General features: G+C 63.8%; 13 protein-coding genes and 1 pseudogene. 8 read left to right on the plus strand and 6 right to left on the minus strand.

The features are described 5' to 3' along the window. The first annotated feature begins 50 nt into the window (after positions 1 to 50). Positions 51 to 9,002 carry a fatty acid synthase subunit beta domain-containing protein gene (locus ABZS45_RS09145; protein ID WP_412099547.1) on the plus strand — a complete coding sequence of 2,984 codons (8,952 nt, stop codon included), beginning with the start codon at positions 51 to 53 and terminating at the stop codon, positions 9,000 to 9,002. Positions 9,003 to 9,122: 120 nt separating this feature from the next. On the opposite strand, the gene ABZS45_RS09150 is transcribed toward ABZS45_RS09145, so the two are convergent. Continuing rightward, on the minus strand, positions 9,123 to 9,332 hold the full coding sequence (locus ABZS45_RS09150; RefSeq protein WP_070443970.1) for a hypothetical protein: 210 nt from the start codon (positions 9,330 to 9,332) through the stop codon (positions 9,123 to 9,125). Positions 9,333 to 9,438: 106 nt separating this feature from the next. On the opposite strand from ABZS45_RS09150, the gene ABZS45_RS09155 reads away from it, so the two are divergent. Then, positions 9,439 to 10,716: a Fic family protein gene (locus ABZS45_RS09155; RefSeq protein WP_412099548.1), complete on the plus strand. Its 1,278-nt coding sequence runs from the start codon at positions 9,439 to 9,441 to the stop codon at positions 10,714 to 10,716. 140 nt (positions 10,717 to 10,856) lie between these two features. Here the strand turns inward: ABZS45_RS09155 and ABZS45_RS09160 are convergent, their stop codons facing one another. Next, the gene (locus ABZS45_RS09160; protein ID WP_412099549.1) at positions 10,857 to 12,017 is read right to left on the minus strand and encodes an RtcB family protein; all 1,161 of its coding nucleotides are present in this window, start codon (positions 12,015 to 12,017) and stop codon (positions 10,857 to 10,859) included. 546 nt (positions 12,018 to 12,563) lie between these two features. On the opposite strand from ABZS45_RS09160, the pseudogene ABZS45_RS09165 reads away from it, so the two are divergent. Together ABZS45_RS09165 and ABZS45_RS09170 are read left to right on the plus strand one after the other, a co-directional pair. Further along, positions 12,564 to 13,079 (plus strand): annotated as a pseudogene (locus ABZS45_RS09165) (hypothetical protein); the annotation flags it as partial. A 164-nt stretch (positions 13,080 to 13,243) separates the two neighbouring features. Further along, on the plus strand, positions 13,244 to 13,441 hold the full coding sequence (locus ABZS45_RS09170) for a hypothetical protein (protein ID WP_412099550.1): 198 nt from the start codon (positions 13,244 to 13,246) through the stop codon (positions 13,439 to 13,441). A gap of 114 nt (positions 13,442 to 13,555) precedes the next feature. On the opposite strand, the gene ABZS45_RS09175 is transcribed toward ABZS45_RS09170, so the two are convergent. Beyond that, on the minus strand, positions 13,556 to 14,740 hold the full coding sequence (locus tag ABZS45_RS09175) for a YihY/virulence factor BrkB family protein (RefSeq protein ID WP_412099551.1): 1,185 nt from the start codon (positions 14,738 to 14,740) through the stop codon (positions 13,556 to 13,558). A gap of 84 nt (positions 14,741 to 14,824) precedes the next feature. Here ABZS45_RS09175 and ABZS45_RS09180 point away from each other — a divergent pair, with 84 nt between their 5' ends. Next, the gene (locus ABZS45_RS09180) at positions 14,825 to 15,301 is read left to right on the plus strand and encodes an S-ribosylhomocysteine lyase (protein WP_412099552.1); all 477 of its coding nucleotides are present in this window, start codon (positions 14,825 to 14,827) and stop codon (positions 15,299 to 15,301) included. Positions 15,302 to 15,316: 15 nt separating this feature from the next. On the opposite strand, the gene ABZS45_RS09185 is transcribed toward ABZS45_RS09180, so the two are convergent. Continuing rightward, complete coding sequence (locus ABZS45_RS09185; protein WP_412099553.1) at positions 15,317 to 16,438, minus strand: UDP-N-acetylmuramate dehydrogenase; 1,122 nt, start codon at positions 16,436 to 16,438, stop codon at positions 15,317 to 15,319. Positions 16,439 to 16,462: 24 nt separating this feature from the next. Here ABZS45_RS09185 and ABZS45_RS09190 point away from each other — a divergent pair, with 24 nt between their 5' ends. From ABZS45_RS09190 to ABZS45_RS09200, 3 genes are read left to right on the plus strand one after another with little or no spacing between them, the layout of a single operon-like run. Next, positions 16,463 to 16,954 carry a DUF2505 domain-containing protein gene (locus ABZS45_RS09190; RefSeq protein WP_412099554.1) on the plus strand — a complete coding sequence of 164 codons (492 nt, stop codon included), beginning with the start codon at positions 16,463 to 16,465 and terminating at the stop codon, positions 16,952 to 16,954. Positions 16,955 to 16,981: 27 nt separating this feature from the next. Next, positions 16,982 to 17,791: a class I SAM-dependent methyltransferase gene (locus ABZS45_RS09195; RefSeq protein ID WP_412099555.1), complete on the plus strand. Its 810-nt coding sequence runs from the start codon at positions 16,982 to 16,984 to the stop codon at positions 17,789 to 17,791. A gap of 23 nt (positions 17,792 to 17,814) precedes the next feature. Beyond that, the gene (locus tag ABZS45_RS09200) at positions 17,815 to 18,612 is read left to right on the plus strand and encodes a DUF2993 domain-containing protein (RefSeq protein WP_412099556.1); all 798 of its coding nucleotides are present in this window, start codon (positions 17,815 to 17,817) and stop codon (positions 18,610 to 18,612) included. On the opposite strand, the gene ABZS45_RS09205 is transcribed toward ABZS45_RS09200, so the two are convergent. Both ABZS45_RS09205 and ABZS45_RS09210 read right to left on the minus strand, forming a co-directional pair. Beyond that, positions 18,609 to 19,064, minus strand: coding sequence for a deoxyribose-phosphate aldolase (locus tag ABZS45_RS09205; protein WP_412099557.1), 456 nt, complete (start codon positions 19,062 to 19,064; stop codon positions 18,609 to 18,611). The genes ABZS45_RS09200 and ABZS45_RS09205 overlap by 4 nt on opposite strands. After that, positions 19,064 to 19,354 (minus strand): DUF2516 family protein, encoded by a 291-nt coding sequence (locus tag ABZS45_RS09210; protein ID WP_412099559.1) that lies wholly within the window; start codon positions 19,352 to 19,354, stop codon positions 19,064 to 19,066. The genes ABZS45_RS09205 and ABZS45_RS09210 overlap by 1 nt, the downstream gene beginning before the upstream one ends. Positions 19,355 to 19,364: the final 10 nt, after the last annotated feature.

Consider the following 19,364-nt stretch of genomic DNA (forward strand, 5'->3'; position numbering starts at 1 on the left):
TGCCCGCAGCTCTTCATAAAACCGTTCCCCATCAGCTCAAAAGAGGAAAGATGCCTGTTACTATGCTGCATTCCATGCCCCGCCCGGCCGTACTTTTCGCCGGACAAGGCTCCGATTGGCAGGGTTTCATCACCACCGCCGCGCAGACTGCCGCCACCGCTGACACCCTGCGCGAGACCCTCGCCCAGGCCCGCAGCCTCACCGGCCCCGCCGCACGCACCATTGCCTCCACGTGCCCTGGCGCACTTGAGCGCCTCGAGCAGCTCATTGATGGTTCCGTCGAGCCCAACGCCCTCGACTCTCTGCCGGCAGTGTCCATCCCCGGCATCGTCCTTGGCCAGATTGCCGCCATCGAGCAGCTGCGTGATCTCGGCGTCGACATCGACGAGCGCGCTGGGCATTCGCAGGGAAGCTTGGGCGAGATGGCCGTCGACAAGCCAGTAGAAGCCCTAGCCCTAGCCATCCTGATGGGCACCGCAGCCAGCGCGGTCAACGGCTCCGACCCGCGCCCCCAGATGCTGTCCATCCGGGGTCTGGAACGCAGCTTCGTCACTGAGCACCTGCACGGCACCGCCGCCATCGCCGTGGTCAACGGCCGCCGCCATTTCGCGCTGTCTGGTGCCCCGGAGGACCTGGCTGTCACCCGCTCCGCCATCGACGGGGCCGTGAAGAGCTTCAATGCCGAGTTGGAGAAGCGCACCGTCGGCGGCGATGAGCTCAGCCCGCGCTTTGATGAGCTGTCCGTAGCGCTTCCCTTCCACAACGCGGTTCTCGCACCGGCAGCTGAGCGCACCGTAGGCCTGGCTCAGAAGTGCGGCCTCGACGTGGATGAGGCCCGCACCCAGGCCGAGGCCATCCTGGTCAACGAACACGACTGGCCGGCCACTCTGGCCGCGCTCAACTCCGAGCACCTCATCGTTCTCGACCGCGCCTTGGCGAACATCACCCGCCGCGTGGTGCAGGGAACCGGGGTGACCGTGGTCTCCGCTGCCACCCCGCAGGAGCTCGATGCGCTGGCGACGCCGGGCGCTGAACTGCCCAAGGCCCTGAACTACGCTGACTTCGCCCCGCGCACCATCGAGCTTCCCAATGGCCGCACCTATACCCAGACCCGCTTCTCCGACCTCACGGGCCTGTCCCCCATCATGCTGGGCGGCATGACGCCGACGTCTGCCGATGGCGAGATCGTGGCTGCGGCGGCCAACGCCGGGCACTGGACGGAGATGGCCGGCGGCGGCATGTACTCCGATGAAGTCTTCCGCGCCCACCTGGCCACGATGGAACAGCACCTGCGCCCTGGCCGCACGGCGCAATTCAACACCATGTTCTTCGACCGCTTCCTGTGGAACCTGCACTTCGGCCAGGCGCGCATCGTGCCCAAGGCCCGCGCAGCCGGCGCGCCCTTCAACGGCGTGTGCATCTCCGCCGGCATTCCGGAAGTAGAGGAAGCCGGCGAGCTGCTGGACCGCCTCCACGCCGATGGTTTCCCCTTCATCTCCTTTAAGCCTGGCACCGCGAAGCAGATCCGGGATGTGCTGGCCATCGCCACGGCCTACCCGGAGGATCGCATCATCATGCAGGTCGAGGACGGCCACGCCGGCGGCCACCACTCCTGGGTCAACCTGGATGACATGCTGCTGGATACCTACGCCGAAATCCGCCAGCACCCCAACATCTACTTGGCAGTCGGCGGCGGCATCGCCTCCCCGGATCGCGCCACCTCCTATCTCACCGGTGAGTGGGCGAAGAAGCACGCTATGCCGGCGATGCCTGTCGACGCCGTCTTCCTCGGCACCGTCGCCATGGCCACCAAGGAGGCCAAGGCCACCGACTCGGTGAAGGACTTGCTGGTCAACACGGAAGGCATTTCGCCTTCCACGAACGGCGGATGGGTCGGCCGCGGCACCGGTGCGAACGGCGTGGCATCCTCGCAGTCACACCTTTTGGCGGATATCCACGACCTCGATAACTCCTTCGCCGCGGCTTCTCGCCTGATTACTTCCTTGAGCATCGAGGAGTACCCGGCCCACCGCCAGGAAATCATCGACGCCCTGGCCAAGACCTGCAAGCCCTACTTCGGCGATGTCGAGTCCATGACCTACGCCGAGTGGATCGAGCGCTTTGTGAAGCTGGCCCACCCGTTCGTGGATCCGAGCTGGGATGACCGCTTCTTCGATCTCCTGCACCGCGTTGAGGCCCGCCTGAACCCGGCCGACCACGGCCAAATTGAAACCCTCTTCGCACGCCTTGACGACGTCCACGACGCCCCCGCAGCCGCAGCGAAGCTGCTGGAGGCTTACCCCGCCGCACGTACCACCGAGGTCTCCGCGCGCGATGCCGCCTGGTGGATTTCCCTGCACTACAAGCACGTCAAGCCCATGCCGTGGGTGCCGGCCCTGGACGGTGACCTGAAGTCCTGGTTCGGCAAGGACACCCTCTGGCAGGCGCAGGATGAGCGCTACACCGCTGACCAAGTGCGCATCATCCCCGGCCCCGTGGCCGTGGCGGGCATTACCAAGAAGAACGAGCCGGTTGCAGACCTGCTTGCGCGCTTCGAGCAGGCCACCACGGATGCGCTGCTGGAGCAGGGAGTCAAGCCGCAGAAGGCTTTCTCCCGCCTGAACTCCGCCGCCGATGAGGCCGCATTCCTGCGCACTTCTCCTACCCTTCTGTGGCACGGCCACCTCATGGCCAACCCGGCTTATGAGATGGATGAGAACGCCTTCGACCTGCGCCAGGATGCCGAGGGCAACTGGGAGATCGTCATCACGGCGGACTCCTACTGGGATGACCTGCCGGAGGAGCAGCGCCCCTTCTACGTCCGCGAGGTCACCGTCCCTGTGGACCTGCCGGAGGACGTAGCCACGGGTGGCTCCCCGGTGGTCTCCGAGGAGCGCCTGCCGAACTCCGTCTTTACCCTCCTGGAGGGCCTGGCTGGTGTCGGCTCCACGGCGGAGCAGGGCGATGAGATCACTAAGATGCCCACCGTCGAGTCGGGTTACTCCTTCCACTTCCCGGCCTCGCTGCTCTCCGCACACAGCGCGGTGACCTGCGGCGACTCCTCTGCAGAGAAGGCCGGCACCCCGGACGTTCTGGTTGGCCCGTGCTGGCCGGCCATCTATGCTGCGCTCGGCTCCGGACGTCTAGAGGATGGCTACCCGGTCATCGAGGGCCTGCTCAACGCGGTGCACTTGGACCACGTCATCGACCTGCGCGTGCCGCTGGAGCAGCTTGCCGACGGCCGCCAGATCGACGTCACCTCCTCCTGCACCGCCATCGAGGAATCCGTCTCCGGACGCATCGTCACGGTAGAGCTCGAGCTCAAGGATCGCGCTTCCGGTGACATCGTGGCCACGCAGATGCACCGCTTTGCCATCCGCGGCCGCGCCACCGGCACCGCCGCACCGAGCCAGGCACCAGAGTGGGGCGGCGGCAAGTCCGCCACCAAGGTGGTACCGACACCGCGCTCCTTCGTCGACCGCGCCACCGTCACCGCCCCGCAGGACATGACGCCCTTCGCGCTGGTCTCCGGTGACTATAACCCGATTCACACCTCTTATAACGCGGCCCAGCTGGTTAACCTGCAGGCACCATTGGTGCACGGCATGTGGCTCTCGGCCGCCGCGCAGCAGGTGGCCGGGCGCCACGGCCGCGTGGTGGGTTGGACCTACTCCATGTACGGCATGGTGCAGCTGGGCGATGACATCGAGGTCACCGTCGAGCGCGTCGGCCGCAAGGGCATCCACCAGGCCCTCGAGGTCACCTGCCGCATCGACGGCGAGGTGGTCTCCCGCGGCCAGGCCCTGCTTGCCGCGCCGACCACGGCGTACGTCTACCCCGGCCAGGGCATCCAGACCGAAGGTATGGGCAAGGGCGACCGCCAGGCCTCCCCGGCCGCGCGCGAGGCCTGGCGCCGCGCTGATGCGCACACCCGCGAGAACCTGGGCTTTAGCATCCAGAAGATCGTCGATGAGAACCCGACGGAGCTCACCGTCCGGGGCACCACCTTCCGCCACCCGCAGGGCGTGCTGCACCTGACACAGTTCACGCAGGTGGCCCTGGCTGTGGTGGCCTATGCCCAGACCGAGCGCCTGCGCGCCGAGGACGCCTTAGCCCCGACCTCCTACTTCGCCGGCCACTCCCTGGGGGAGTACACCGCGCTGGCCTCGCTGGCGAATATCTTCGACCTCGAGGGCGTTATCGACATCGTCTACTCCCGCGGCTCCGCCATGGGCAGCCTGGTGCCGCGCGATGCGGAGGGCAACTCCGAATACGCCATGGCGGCACTGCGTCCGAACATGGCCGGCATTGATGCAGACAGCGTCGACGCCTGGGTGGCTGAGGTCTCCGAGGCCACCGGTGAGTTCCTGGAGATCGTTAACTACAACATCCGCGGCCAGCAGTACTCCGTCGCCGGCACCAAGAAGGGGCTCAAGGCCCTGGTAGACAAGGCCAATGCCATCGCCCCGCGCGCGGCGGTCATGGTCCCGGGCATCGATGTTCCTTTCCACTCCCGCGTGCTGCGCGAGGGTGTTCCGGCCTTCGCGGAGAAGCTCGATGAGCTGCTGCCGCAGGAGTTGGATCTGGACGCCCTGGTAGGCCGCTACATCCCGAACCTGGTGGCCCGCCCCTTCGAACTCACCCAGGACTTCGTCGACGCCGTGGCACCGCTGGCTCCCTCCGGCAAACTGGACGGGCTGAAGGTGGAGGATCTCTCCGAGCACGAGCTCGCCCGCCTGCTGCTCATCGAGCTGCTGTCCTGGCAGTTCGCTTCGCCTGTGCGCTGGATTGAGACCCAGGAGCTCCTCTTTGGCAAGGTCGAGCAGATCATCGAGGTCGGCCTGGCTTCTTCCCCGACGCTGACCAACCTGGCTACCCGCTCGCTGGCCGTCGCCGGCATCCCGGAGGGCACCATCCGCGTGCTCAACGTGGAGCGCGACCAGGAGCAGGTTATGCTTGCCGACGTCTCCGAAGCCCCCGCCGCCGCACCGGCACCGGAATCCGACGCCGAAGAGGCACCGCAGCCCAGCGAAACACCAGCCGAGGTTCCGGCTGAGGCAGCGCCGACTGCACCGACTCCTGCACCTACCGCGTCAGCTGCGAGCGACGCCCCCGAACTGCGCTTCGGCGCGGCGGAGGCCATCATGGTGCTCTTCGCCTTCCAGAACAAGATCCGCGTGGACCAGATCACGGACTCCGACACCGTGGAGGAGCTGACCAACGGTGTGTCTTCGCGCCGTAACCAGCTGCTCATGGACATGTCCGCGGAAATCGGCGTGCCGGCCATCGATGGCGCCGCCGATGCCGATGTGGCCACGCTGCGCGAGAAGGTCGCCACCGCCGCCCCGGGTTACTCCGCTTTCGGCCCGGTGCTGGGTGAGGCCGTCGGTGCGCGCCTGCGCCAGCTGCTCGGTGCTGCGGGCCTCAAGCCCGCCGCGGTGGCCGAGTACGTCACCGGCACCTGGGGCCTGCCCGAGTCTTGGGTCGCCCACGTCGAGGCCGAGATCCTGCTCGGCTCCCGCGAGGAGGATTCCGTGCGCGGCGGCTCGCTGAACACCGTGCCGGCGAGCGCTACCTCGAAGTCCGCAGCACACGAGCTGATCGACGCCGCCGTCCAGGTCGTCGCAACTACCTACGGTGCATCCGTGTCCAAGGGCGCGGCCGCTGGTGGTGCCGGTGGCGGTGCCGTGGTCGACTCCGCTGCGCTCGATGCCTTCGCCGAGACCGTCACCGGTGAAAACGGCGTGCTGGCTACTGTCGCCCGCCAGGTTCTTACCCAGCTGGGCTTGGACTCCGAGCCGGAGCTCATCGAGGCGCCTGATACCACCGTCATCGATGCCGTCGAGGCAGAGCTCGGCTCCGGCTGGCTCAAGTCCGTCACGCCCTCCTTCGATGCGAACAAGGCCGTGCTTTTCGACGACGCCTGGGCCATCGCCCGCGAGCGCCTCGCCCGCCTGGCACTGGGCCAGGCCGAGTACCCGGTGGACAGCTTCCGCGGTGCCGGCGAGGACCTGGCGCGTCAGGCCCGCTGGTGGAAGCGCGAGGATATCGCCGAGGCCGCCGTGGACACCACACCCGGCGCGTTTGCCGGTGAGATTGCTTTGGTCACGGGTGCTGCCCCTGGTTCCATCGCCACCGCGCTGGTGGAGCGTTTGCTGGAGGGTGGTGCGACCGTCATCATGACCGCCTCCCGTGTCAGCCAGGCCCGCAAGGAATTCGCGCGCACGCTCTATGCCGAGCACGGCGCTGCTGGTTCCGCCCTGTGGCTGGTCCCGGCGAACTTGTCGAGCTTCCGCGATATTGACGCGCTCATCGACTGGGTAGGCTCCGAGCAGCGCGAGTCCGTGGGCAACGAGGTCAAGATCCTCAAGCCGGCCCTCACGCCGACGCTGGCCTTCCCCTTCGCCGCGCCGAGTGTGTCCGGCTCGCTAGCGGATGCCTCCGGCACCACCGAGGCTCAGGCCCGCCTGCTGCTGTGGTCTGTGGAGCGCACCATTGCGGGGCTGGCAAGGCTGAGCCAGGAGGATGTGGACAAGCGCTGCCATGTCGTCCTTCCGGGCTCGCCCAACCGCGGCACCTTCGGTGGCGACGGCGCCTACGGCGAGGTCAAGGCCGCACTCGATGCCATCCTCAACAAGTGGAAGGTCGAAGCCGGCTGGCCGCAGGGTGTCACCCTGGCCCAGGCCAAGATCGGCTGGGTGGCCGGCACGCACCTCATGGGCGGCAACGATGGGCTGGTGCCTGCCGCCGAGAAGGCCGGCATCAAGGTGTGGAGCCCGGAGGAGATTTCCGCCGAGCTCATGGAGCTGGCCAGCGCAGAATCGCGCGAGCAGGCAGCTCACGCCCCAGTGGAGAAGGACCTCACCGGCGGGCTGGAGGGCTTCTCCCTCAAGGAGCTTACTGCCGGTGCGGAGTCGACTGATGTCGCGCCGCACGAGAAGCAGGACGCCCCCGCCACCATCACCGCGCTGCCCAACCAGGTGCAAGCAGTGCAGCCTGGCCTGGAGGAGGAAATCGGCCAGGTCACCACGGACCTGGAGGACATGGTGGTCATCGCCGGTATCGGCGAGGTCTCCTCGTGGGGCTCCGGCCGCACGCGCTTCGAGGCCGAGTATGGATTGCAGCGCGATGGTTCCGCGGAACTGACCGCCGCTGGCGTGCTGGAGCTGGCCTGGATGACCGGGCTGGTGGAATGGCGCGAGGACCCGCACCCGGGCTGGTTCGTGGTCGAGAGCGACGAAGAGATCGCCGAGGAGGACATCTTCGAGCGCTTCCGCGATGAGGTCGTCGCACGCTCCGGCGTGCGCACGCTGACGGATAAGTATCATCTCACCGACCGCGGCTCAATCGACCTGACCACTGTCTTCCTGGACCGTGACGTCACCTTCACCGTGGATTCGGAGGCCACCGCCCGCGATATCCAGGACGCGGATCCGGAGTTCGTCAGCATCGTCGAGGTGGACGGCGAATGGCAGGTCACCCGCCGCCAGGGTGCGACCGTCAAGGTCCCGCGCAAGGCCACGCTGACCCGTACCGTCGCCGCGCAGATGCCGGATGATTTCGACGCCGCCAAGTGGGGCATCCCGGAGCACATGCTCGACTCCCTGGACCGCATGGCGGTGTGGAACCTGGTCAGCGCGGTGGATGCCTTCACCCAGGCCGGCTTCTCCCCGGCGGAGCTGCTGCGCTCCATCCACCCGGGCCAGGTGGCCACCACGCAGGGCACCGGTATCGGCGGCATGGAGTCCCTGCACAAGGTCTTCGTCACCCGCTTCCTCGGTGAGGAGCGCCCGTCGGACATCCTGCAGGAGGCCCTGCCGAACGTCATCGCGGCGCACACTATGCAGTCGCTCGTGGGCGGCTACGGTTCCATGATTCACCCGATTGGTGCCTGCGCTACCGCAGCGGTGTCGATTGAGGAAGCCGTGGACAAGATTGCCCTGGGCAAGGCCGACGTGGTCGTGGCCGGCGGTATCGACGATGTCCAGGTGGAATCCCTCCAGGGCTTCGGCGACATGAACGCCACCGCGGAGACCGCGAAGATGACCGCCAAGGGAATCGATGATCGCTTCATCTCCCGCGCCAATGACCGCCGCCGCGGCGGCTTCCTCGAAGGCGAGGGCGGCGGCACGGTCCTGCTCGTTCGTGCCTCACTAGCAGCCGACTTAGGACTGCCGGTGCTCGCGGTGGTCGCCCACGCGGCCTCCTATGGCGACGGCGCCCACACCTCCATCCCGGCCCCTGGCCTGGGCGCTCTGGGTGCTGGCCGCGGCCGGGAGAACTCCCGCCTGGCGCGCTCGCTGCGCGGTCTGGGCCTGACACCGAACGACGTCAGCGTCCTGTCCAAGCACGACACCTCCACCAACGCCAACGACCCCAACGAGTCGGAGCTGCACTCCCTGCTGTGGCCGGCGATTGGCCGCGATGAGGACCAGCCGATGTTCGTCATCTCCCAGAAGACGCTCACCGGCCACTCCAAGGCGGGTGCCGCGCTCTTCCAGACTGGCGGCATCATCGACGTCTTCCGCACGCACCGCATCCCAGCGAATGTGTCTCTGGATTGTGTTGACCCACTCATCGCCCCGAAGGCGCCGAACCTGGTGTGGCTGCGTTCCCCGCTGGACCTCGGCTCTGCGGGCCACAGCGTGAAGGCCGCGGCACTGACCTCGCTTGGCTTCGGCCACGTCAGCGCGCTCATCGTCTACGCCCACCCCGGCGTGTTCGAGCAGGCAGTGGCTCAGCAGCGCGGGGCGGACGTCGCCACCCAATGGCGTGAGCGCGCCGAGCAGCGCCTGCGCGCCGGCCGGGCCCACTTCGAGGCCGGCATGCTGGGCCGCGCCCCGCTCTTCGAGGTCATCGAGGGCCGCCGCCTCCCAGCACGCGACGCCAAGGTGATGATTGACGGCTACGGCCTCGTCGACGCAGACAAGGCCGCGGAAATCTCCATGCTCCTCGACGCCGATGCGCGCCTGGGCGCAAACGGTGAATTCCCGAGTATGTAGTCGTTAGCTAACTGGCTGGCCAGACCAGCCAGTAGTAGATAGAGCTCCGGCCCGCTTCCTGAAAAGGGAAGTGGGCCTGAGCCTTTTGTATCCGCCATCGAATCGGCTACTACGTTTCAGCTAACGCTCGACCAACTTTTGCTTCTCAGGGTCATAAACGGCGGAAACGATATCGCCAGTCTGAATCATCTGAATCGCCTGATTGATCACCGGAAGCGGCGCGACGAACCACTCATGGGGATTGTAGGTGCGCCCATCGATCCCAACCTGAGACACCTTCAACCGCACGTCCGCAAAGCAGTGACTCACGATAAGAGTTATCTGGCGCATTGCGCTCGCAGTCCACCGGGATAACAGCTATCCCGGTAAACTAAGATATCGATCTACCGGGATAAGTCTTATCCCCAATACCCCAAGCGCATGAGAAGAGTCAACTGTGGCAAAGACAGTCGAATTGGAATGGATCCCCGCTGATGGCAGCGGTCTTTCTCGACGGGCCAAACAAGGAGGTAAGTATCACGCTTTTGTTCCCGATCCCCTCGCAGGCATGTCGTTGAAGCTTCCGTCCGAGCTCTCGCGACGTATCGTTCGCATCGAGCGGGAGATTCACAATCTTGGGATGAGAGACAATACCCACTCCCTTGAAGGAGTTGCGCGACTCCTGCTCCGTTCTGAGGCCGTCGCTTCCTCCCGGATCGAGGGAATCGCTCCCAACTCCGACAAAGTGGCCATGGCGATCCTCGCGCGTGAATCAGATTCCGAAATTCGCGGTTTCAAAGAATCCGCAACAGCTGTCGCCCGCAATGTCGCCATCCTCGACACCATCAATACGGACTTGGCTTACAAAGACGAGCTGGTCCTGGATGACATTGTTGCAATGCAGACTGCACTCGTTGCAGAAAAGCCTTTACAAGGAGTACGTACTACTCAAAACTGGATTGGCGGGTCTGACTATCACCCCATCGGTGCGGCTTTTGTCCCCCCGCCTCCTGTAGAAGTCCCAAGACTCCTCGACGATCTCATTGAATACTTCAACGGGGCAGACCACGCCGCGCTCGTTCAAGCAGCGCTCGTTCATGCCCAGTTCGAGACCATCCACCCATTCCCGGATGGGAACGGGCGCGTGGGACGAGCCATGATTCACGCGCTTTTGCAGCGCAGAGGGCTCACCGATGCTGCGGTTCTCCCCGTCAGTATGGTTCTGGCAACGCTCGGTGACCGTTACGTCGACGGACTCACGAAATTCCGCGAGGGTGACGTGCTGGCATGGATCTCTTTCTTCGTCGAGGCTGCACAAGTCGCCACCACCAAAGCAGCTGAACTTGCGGATAGCGTCGCCGCGCTAGAAGCAGAATGGATGGACAAGGTCAATCACCACCGCACTGCGCAAGGAAGCAAGCGCGCATTGAAATCGAATTCAACGGAGTTCCAACTGCTCAAGAAGCTTCCTGCCATGCCTTTGGTCACGGTGTCCATCGTGAAGTCCGAGCTGGGGATTTCATCGACAAGCACGGCCCGAGATGCTCTCGATTCACTCACCGACGCTGGCATTCTGCGTAAGAAAGTCATCGGTGCGGGCGGGCTTCTCGGTTACTTCGCTGACGATGTTTTCATGTTGGTCGACGATGCTGAACGCCAACTCGCCTCGACGCAGTTTAATACTCAGCTTTCACCCCCGACCGGCCGAGCAGTTCCAGCCCTTCGCGATAAATAAGCAGTAATCAATAGTGGTCACGCACTTCGTTTCCTTGTATAAGGCAAAGCGTCGTGCTGATGCGACGCTGCAGGAGGAGGGGGCGTCGGAAAGCTCAAAAGAGACCGTCACTAAAAGTGACGGTCCCATCATGGCGCAGGTTAGGTGCCCTTGACGTTGAGGATCTGGCGCAGGGTGTGCTTGACCTCGACGAGCTGGGCGGCATCGGCCATCACGCAGTCGATGTCCTTGTAGGCGTCCGGAATCTCATCGACGAACTCGGCGCCGGGACGGTAGACGATGCCTTCCATGCGTGCGGCAAGGTCCGCCTCGGTGAAGCGGGCCTTGGCCTGGGTGCGCGACATGACGCGACCCGCGCCGTGCGGCGCAGACTTGAGGCCCGGCGGGTAGCCCTTGCCTTCCACGACGTAGCTAGCGGTGCCCATCGAGCCGGGGATGAGGCCGCGGTCGCCTTCGTCTGCTTTGATGGCGCCCTTACGCGTGAGCCACACGTTCTTACCGTAGTGGTTCTCGCGCTGGGTGTAGTTGTGGTGGCAGTTGATGCGCTCGAGCTCGAGGGTCTCGCGATCCGCGCCGGACCAGGTGGCGACGCAGTCGAGGAAGCGGTCCATCATCTCATCGCGGTTGAGCAGCGCAAAGTGCTGTGCCCAGTGGAGATCCGCAATGTAGGAGTCGAACTCTTCCGTGCCCTCGACGAGGTAGGCCAGGTCCTTGTCCGCGAGCTGGATCCAGTGCTTCTCGCAGTGACGCTGCGCGGCCTTGATGTGCTTCTGGGCAATCTTGTTGCCCACGCCGCGCGAGCCAGAATGCAGGAACAGCCAGACGCGGTCGGATTCGTCGAGACACAGCTCGATGAAGTGGTTGCCGCCGCCCAGGCTGCCCAGCTGCTGACGCCAGTTTTTGGAGTGGCCGAGATCCACGCCGGTGTCCTGGGCCAGCTGCGAGAGCTCGCGCGTGCGGGCCTCGGTGCGCGGGTCCATGATCCAACCATTGTAGTTTCCGGGCGAGAGCGGAATGGAGTCTTCGACCGCGGTGCGCAGGTCCTCGAGAGCGAAGTCCTGGATCTCCGCGTGCGTGAGGTGGGTCCGCACGGCGATCATGCCGCAGCCGATGTCCACGCCGACGGCCGCCGGGATGACGGCACGCAGTGTGCCGAAGACAGTGCCGACCGAGGAGCCCTTGCCAAAGTGGGCATCAGGCATGAGCGCCACGTGTGGGTAGACGAAGGGCAGGTCAGCGACGAGTTGTGCCTGCGCCACCGTCTTGTCTTCAACAATGGAGGCGAAGTTGTGCAGGCGCATAAGAGAGCCTTTCTCTGCGTTTGCGTAACGCAGTTCGTGAGAAAGGGCCTGCTTGGGCGGCTGACTTGTGAGTTGTGCGCGCGGGTCGCGCGGCTGGCACCAACGTCCGGGATAAGCAGGGCCGCTTTCCCGGGAAATGGTCAAGTCAGCCTGTTAGAAGAGTTGCTTAAAGAGGCGTCCTAGCGGCTGATTGTTATGGGTCATCATCGCGGTTCGCCTCCTTTATGCTTTCTTGTTCTTCTTCTTTCGGGCTGTTAGTGCTGCGTGTGAGCCTACACGATCTACGCGATTTCTACATGCGATTGATGATGCAAGGAAAGTTCAGCCAGCCACGAAAAACTTGACACCATCCATTCAACCGCATTCGCTGCCTGCTCATTTGTTCGTCCGTCTTGCGGGGCGTTGTGCACCGTGACAAGCTTCGTTTAATCGTTCAGCCCGCCTCGACCTAGTCGAGAGTGGGCTGGATCTTTATCTGGGTTATGCAGCAAGAGTGCACTGGGCAAGGCCGACGTCGTGGTCGCCGGCGGCATCGACGAGCGCTTCATCTCCCAGAAGACACTCACCGGCCACTCCAAAGCGGGTGCCGCGCTCTTCCAAACCGGCGGCATCATCGACGTCTTCCGCACGCACCGCATCCCAGCGAATGTGTCTCTGGATTGTGTTGACCCACTCATCGCCCCGAAGGCGCCGAACCTGGTGTGGCTGCGTTCCCCGCTGGACCTCGGCTCTGCGGGCCACAGCGTGAAGGCCGCGGCACTGACCTCGCTTGGCTTCGGCCACGTCAGCGCGCTCATCGTCTACGCCCACCCCGGCGTGTTCGAGCAGGCAGTGGCTCAGCAGCGCGGGGCGGACGTCGCCACCCAATGGCGTGAGCGCGCCGAGCAGCGCCTGCGCGCCGGCCGGGCCCACTTCGAGGCCGGCATGCTGGGCCGCGCCCCGCTCTTCGAGGTCATCGAAGGCCGCCGCTTCCCGGCACAGGACGCCAAGGCCGCCGAGATTGCCATGCTTCTCGACGACTCCGCGCGCCTCACCGATAACGGCACCTACCCCTCCGCCTAAGGCCCTAGCCCCTAACAGCAAGCCCTAAGAACAAGCCGAGGACGTCCGCAAAGAAGCGGGCCTCCTCGGCTTCTTTGGTGTCTGCGCACCTCTCACCTCGTGATAGTTTTCCCATAAAGCACCGTTTACTTAATTGTGAGACTTCCACGAGCCAGGGGTGAAACATGGATATTGAAAAGTTCCTCATCACAGCAGTCGGCGCGCTCAGCGTTGTGTGCCTCATCGGTTGGCTCATGGCTGATTATGAGTGGGCAATAAAGACCACGACGGTCACGGGCTTCGGTTTCCTCATCTCAGCACTGCTTGAAAAGCACAGGCAAGACAAAGCCTCGGGCCACCGCCGGGAAGAAACCGCACAGTGACAACTCGCCGGGTGGGCACGCAGCGCGGAAGGTACACCTTCCCTCGGCTTCACAACTGCCCTATCTGCCAAACTTAGCGCCGATCCGTCAAGGCGAGGGACAAGGTTTTGTCAACTAGGCGCGTTCTTCCCTTGCTTCCTCTGAAGGCTCATCCTGCGCCTGCCGCGCGTTATCTGAAATCTCACGCGCTCTCTGCTCCAAGCTTTCCTGGGCGCGGGCCTGGGCTTGGGAGGAGCTATCGGCACGCGGCGGGGCTTGGATGAAACGCTCGGAGTGCATTCCCAGCTGCAGCTCCTTGGCGCGCAGTACCTCCGCATCAATCTTGATACCGACGATCAGCACAGTGTTCATCAACCACGTGGCCACGAAGACCGCCATGACGGTACTCAACGCACCATAAGCGCTGGCCGCAGCGAGGTACTTCAGGTAGAGGCCTACCAAACCCCAGGACACGACCGTGCCTATAAGCGCCACCACGGAACCGGAGGTTATCCACCTAAAGCGCCCGGGACGCACGTTGGGGCCGAAGTGATAGAGCACCGCGATAAGCGTGAGAACCACAACCACAGTGACTGGGAAGCGCAGCCAGTTCCACACCGGGAGGAAGATTCGTACCAAGTACGTGGCGGCATCCTCTAGTCCTACGGTGCGCGCAAGCGGAATCAGCCCTTCGTTAAGCACTGCATCACGCAGCAGGTTGGCAAAGAGCACGATCACCGCGCCGACCACAATGACTGCTGTCAGCCCCCACATCAGCGCCCACGTGCGGATGATGCCGCGGCCTTCCACCCGGCCGTACACGGTATTGGCTGTCCGCGAGAAGGCCCGCACATACGCCGACGCCGAAAACAGCGAAATGGCTAGGGAGATGATCAGAGCCAACGTACCCTGCGCGCTGGAGCCGATAATCGTGCCGACGACCGTATGGGCTTGTTCTGATAGCGACCCGGGAACGTACTGCTCAATGAACTCAGAAGTCAGCTGCTCCACTTCCGCTTGGCGGGAGGAGAAGATAAGCGTGGCGATGGAATAGGCGGCCAGCACCGTGGGCGCAAAAGCCATGAGCGTGAAGTAGGTCATTCCGGCGGCGCGGTCCATGAAGGCATCGTGGAAGAAATCATTCCACGTGCGGCGGATGACCAGCCCCCAGCTCTCCTTGCGCAGCCGGTTGCCTTTGGCGAGGGGATCGAGATCCTCGTCGTGGCCTTCGACCTCAAGGATGGTCGAGCTCTTAAACGGCACGATAGTCTCTGGCTCTTCGGCCGGAATAGCGTTGCCGGCAATCTCCTCTTCGCTCATATCTGACCAGCGTATGCGGCACAGCCCGCATTCAGGGGAAGGACACTCAGGCCACAGGCTAAGCCGTGGTTACACTGGAGAGGCATGACTGAGAAGAACTCCGAGAACAAGATCAACGTAAAGTCCTTCGAGCTTGACCACCGGCTTGTCGCCGCCCCCTATATCCGCGTCGCCGACCGCACTGACCTGGGCGGCGGGGTCGAGATTATCAAGTATGACCTGCGCTTCTGCCAGCCCAATAAAGCGCACCTCGGCACTGAGGCGATCCACTCGGTCGAGCACATGATGGCCAACTTCATGCGCAACTACACAGACAAGCTCGTTGGCTTTGCCCCAATGGGCTGCCGCACCGGCTTCTATGCCATCACCAATGGCATGGAGCAGGAGGAGCTGCTCCGCGCCGTCGAGGGCGCGCTCAATGACATCCTCACCGCCACCGAGGTTCCCGCCGCCAACGAGGTGCAGTGCGGCTGGGGCGCCCACCACTCACTCGAGGGCGCGCAGGAGGCTGCGCGCAATTTCCTAGCGGCCAAGGATGAGTGGCTCAACGTCATGGCCTAGCCACCCCAGTCCTCCTTAAATGCTCACACCCAGCCAGATGGGCTCCGGCTCCAGCGTCACGCCGAAGGCCTTCTGAACCCCGGCGCGGATGTCGCGGGCCAGCGCAACGATGTCATCTGCGGTGGCCTCACCGCGGTTGGTCAGCGCCAGGGTGTGCTTGGTAGACAAGGTTGCCTTCGCGCCCGACTCTTCACCTGGGTAGCCCTTGGCAAAGCCGGCTCGCTCGATGAGCCACGCTGCGGAGAGCTTTTCCTTTCCTTCTCCAGATGCGGTGCCGCTTGTCGGCACCGCATGGCGCGGCATGCGGTCCGCATCCTCATCGCCGCGGGCGGCGCGGACGGCTTCCTGGATGGAATCGGCTAGCTGCGGTTCCACGATGGGGTTGGTGAAGAAGGAACCGGCTGACCAGGTGTCGTGGTCGTCTGGGTCGAGCACCATGCCCTTGCTGCGGCGCAGCGCCAGTACTACCTCGCGGACGTCCGCGACCGGGCGGCGCTCACCGGGATTCTGGGTGAGCTGGCCAAAGCGCAGGGGCTTGGACAGTCCATCAGTGGTGAGCTGTAGCTCAATAGACAGCACCACGCCGCGGCCAGTGAACTTCAGGTTGGAGTAGCGATACGCCAGCTCCAGCTCAGATGCTGGAACCCAGGAGGCGGTACGGGTGGCGCGCTCATAGAGGTAAACCTGTGTCAGGACGTCGGAGGTCTCCGCGCCATAGGCGCCGACGTTCTGTACCGGTACGGCACCCGCATTGCCCGGGATGCCGGACAGGCACTCAATGCCGCCCAGACCGCACTCCACGGTCAGGGCCACGACGTCATCCCACACCGCGCCCGCATCAGCGCGCACGAGTCCGTTGGCCACGGTGACGTCGATGTCCTCGTAGTCGAGGATGACAACCACGACATCCAACTGGCCTTCCGCCACCACGAGGTTGGAGCCGCCGCCGACGACGAGGTAGTCCTGGGAGGCGTCGTCAAGCGCGGCCAAGGCCGCAACCGCCGACTCAGCGCTGCCGCAGCGCACCGTCACCAGTGGTGCACCACCGATGCGCAGCGTCGTGAGATCGGCGAAGGTGGTCTCGGAATCCAGAGTGACTCCGTCAATGTCAGCGAGGGTCAGGAATTTATCTAGCACGTCTACCAAGGTAGTCTGTAACTCATGTCAACCCGTAGCGAAAACACCGTTATCATCAACCAGCCCATCGATAAGGTGCACAAGGCACTGACCACTCGGGAGTACTGGGACTTCATCGTGGCCAAGCTGTCCCCGGAACCGGGTACCGTGCACGAGTTCACCGGCAACACCGCTGTGCTCTACGAAATTCTTCCGACCTCCCTCCTCCCGGAGGCTGTTCGCGCCATGGTCTCCCAGGACCTGAAGGAAAAGCGCACCGTGACCATCGGCGAGGTTGTCGATGATCAGATGTCCGTCTCCTTCACCGCTGACGTCAAGGGCACCCCGGTCGACTTCAAGGGTGACATCACCTACAAGTCCCAGGATGAGACCACCGTTCTGGACTACGTCACTGAGGTTTCCGTCAACATCCCGATGATGGGCGCTGCCATCGAGCCGAAGGTCGCTGAAGCTCTGCAGGAGCTCTACACCAACGAGGGCAAGCTCACCGAAGAGTGGATCTCCAACAACCTCTAAACAACTCCCTACAACACAGTTGTTGTCATGGCCGATCACGCGCATAACCTGAAAGCTCAGGAAAGCGCTGGTCGGCCTTTTGGCGTTATTACCCGCGGCACCACCAATCCCAACCGCCTGCGCCGCTGCGATCGCTGGATGGTGGCGCACCCGGAGATCTCTTCGCTGCTGCGCTCCACGGATGATCCGCTGGCTCTCGACGTCGGCTACGGCGCCTCCCACACCACCACCGTGGAGTGGGCCGGCTGGCTGCGCAGCGTTAATCCGAATACCCGGGTAACGGGCCTAGAGATTTCCCCCGAGCGCGTCCTGCCGCCGCGCGATGGCGTCACCTTCGAGCTCGGCGGCTTCGAGCTCGCCGGCTACCGCCCGCAGCTGGTGCGCGCCTTCAACGTGCTGCGCCAGTATGACGTTGACCAAGTAGAGAAAGCCTGGAACACGGTGACCTCACGTCTTGCTCCGGGCGGCTTCTTCGTGGAGGGAACCTGCGACGAGCTGGGGCGTAGGGCTGCCTGGGTGCTTCTCGATGCCTCCGGCCCGCGCACCCTAACCCTCGCCTGGGATCCCTTCGACGTTGCGCGCCCCAGCGATATCGCGGAGCGCCTGCCCAAAATCCTCATCCACCGCAACGTGCCGGGCGAGCCGATCCACGAGCTCTTGCAGGCAGCGGACGCTGCCTGGGACCGTGCCGCCGGCTGGTCGCCCTACGGCCCGCGAGTGCGCTGGCGCATAGCCCGCGAAGAACTCCGGCAGACAGTGCCCATCCATCCGGTGAACCGCCGCCTGCGGGATAACGTGCTCACAGTGGATTGGGACGTCGTAGTTGGCCAACTTTAAGCCCGTGCGCCACACTAGTAGTCATGGCTTCTTCTAAATCTCCCGCATCAACGGCCTGGAAAATTTTCATCGGCGTGCTCGTTGCACTCCTGCTCATCATCTTGGTAGCTGAGCTCGGTATACGCTGGTTTTTGGGCTCACAGATGAAGAGCGAATTCACCCAGTCCGCCAAGGAACAAGGCGTGGAGACCTCTGAGGAACCGGAGGTGAGCTTTGGTGCCAGCCCCATGATCTTTGGTTTGCTCAACGGGAAAATTTCGCAGATGGATATGAAGACCCCGTCCACGCTGAAGATTGAGGGCACCAATATCACCGGCCAGCCGGCCGCTGATGTCCACGTCGAAGACATGACGCTGTCCCAAGAACCGGTCGCGGGCACGCTGCGGGCTTCGACGACGGTCCCGGATCAATTCCTACTCGCCAGCTTCCAAAAGGCCATTGCTGAGCAGTCCGGATATGATGCTTTGGGCAACCTCGTGGTCACCGCGATTACCGCCAACGATGCCGAGGATGATCTCGAGGTGGAATTTGCCGGCGGTCTGGCCACGCTCTCACTCAAGCCGGAGGCTCGCGACGGCAAACTCGCCATCGATGCGAAGGAAGCATCGCTCTTCGGCTTCGATCTTCCGGAGCAGGCCACCTCCGCGATTTCGAATGCCTTGGCCGAAGGCATGGAGGAACAGCTCGCAGGCCAGCAGCTGACCTTCGAATCCGTGGATGTTGGGGCTGGGGAGCTCACGCTCACCCTCATTGGCCACGACGTTCCGATGAGCGAGCTCGATTCCGCCACCGCACCAGCACAGCAGGCTCCGGCTAATTAAGAATTAAGACTCTCCACGGAGAGTTGCGTATCCAGGGCTTCGTCGTCTGAAACGACGGAGCCCGTTTCAATGAGGCACTGATAGCCCGCCTGCTCGGCAACATGCACATACTCCGGCAACGGCAGAGCCGGACGCTCAGGAAGAATGAGCCCCAAGCGCACGGGCAACGGGCAGGCTTCGCGGAGGGTGACGAGCTCGGAGAGGAGCGAGGTGGCATCCCCTAGCAGCGCATCCACCGCAACCCACACCTCGGCCGCACCAGACTGAACTGCCAGCCGCGCCTCCGCCGCCTTCACCAAAGAGTGGTGGCGCCCAGTGGGATAGCCGGCAACAGCAATGACGTGCTCGGCCCCCTCGGCGGCGAGCACATGGTGCGGGGAGACAAGCACTCGTTGCTGCCCCGCCGATTGGTCTCGCACCTCCTCCACGGAGGCCTCAAGCAGATTCAGCATTAGTAAGAATAATCGCCGTTGATGATGGCCTTGAGCTGCGGGCGCACATCAAACCAGTAGATACCTGTGATGATGGCGCCAATCCAGCTGACAAAGGGCAGCGGCAGGTTCATCAACAGGGCGGAGCCGACGAGCAGCCCGACCCATACCCACTTGTTCTGGCGATCACCGGCGCGGAAGGCGTCCTCCCGCGTCATCGCTGCCAGGACGGCACCAAAGAGGGCGAAGAGGGATACCGCCATGAAAATGTACTGCGGTATCGACGCAATAATGTTCAGAAAAGTGTGCATCAAGAAAGAC

Source organism: Corynebacterium aurimucosum (genome assembly GCF_046895345.1).
Taxonomy (GTDB): domain Bacteria; phylum Actinomycetota; class Actinomycetes; order Mycobacteriales; family Mycobacteriaceae; genus Corynebacterium; species Corynebacterium aurimucosum_G.

Coding starts and splice junctions, on each gene's coding strand:
- ABZS45_RS09145 (WP_412099547.1), top strand. CDS start 51: ATGCCTGTTACTATGCTGCATTCCATGCCCCGCCCGGCCGTACTTTTC.
- ABZS45_RS09150 (WP_070443970.1), bottom strand. CDS start 9,332: ATGCGCCAGATAACTCTTATCGTGAGTCACTGCTTTGCGGACGTGCGG.
- ABZS45_RS09160 (WP_412099549.1), bottom strand. CDS start 12,017: ATGCGCCTGCACAACTTCGCCTCCATTGTTGAAGACAAGACGGTGGCG.
- ABZS45_RS09170 (WP_412099550.1), top strand. CDS start 13,244: ATGGATATTGAAAAGTTCCTCATCACAGCAGTCGGCGCGCTCAGCGTT.
- ABZS45_RS09175 (WP_412099551.1), bottom strand. CDS start 14,740: ATGAGCGAAGAGGAGATTGCCGGCAACGCTATTCCGGCCGAAGAGCCA.
- ABZS45_RS09180 (WP_412099552.1), top strand. CDS start 14,825: ATGACTGAGAAGAACTCCGAGAACAAGATCAACGTAAAGTCCTTCGAG.
- ABZS45_RS09190 (WP_412099554.1), top strand. CDS start 16,463: ATGTCAACCCGTAGCGAAAACACCGTTATCATCAACCAGCCCATCGAT.
- ABZS45_RS09195 (WP_412099555.1), top strand. CDS start 16,982: ATGGCCGATCACGCGCATAACCTGAAAGCTCAGGAAAGCGCTGGTCGG.
- ABZS45_RS09200 (WP_412099556.1), top strand. CDS start 17,815: ATGGCTTCTTCTAAATCTCCCGCATCAACGGCCTGGAAAATTTTCATC.
- ABZS45_RS09205 (WP_412099557.1), bottom strand. CDS start 19,064: ATGCTGAATCTGCTTGAGGCCTCCGTGGAGGAGGTGCGAGACCAATCG.
- ABZS45_RS09210 (WP_412099559.1), bottom strand. CDS start 19,354: ATGCACACTTTTCTGAACATTATTGCGTCGATACCGCAGTACATTTTC.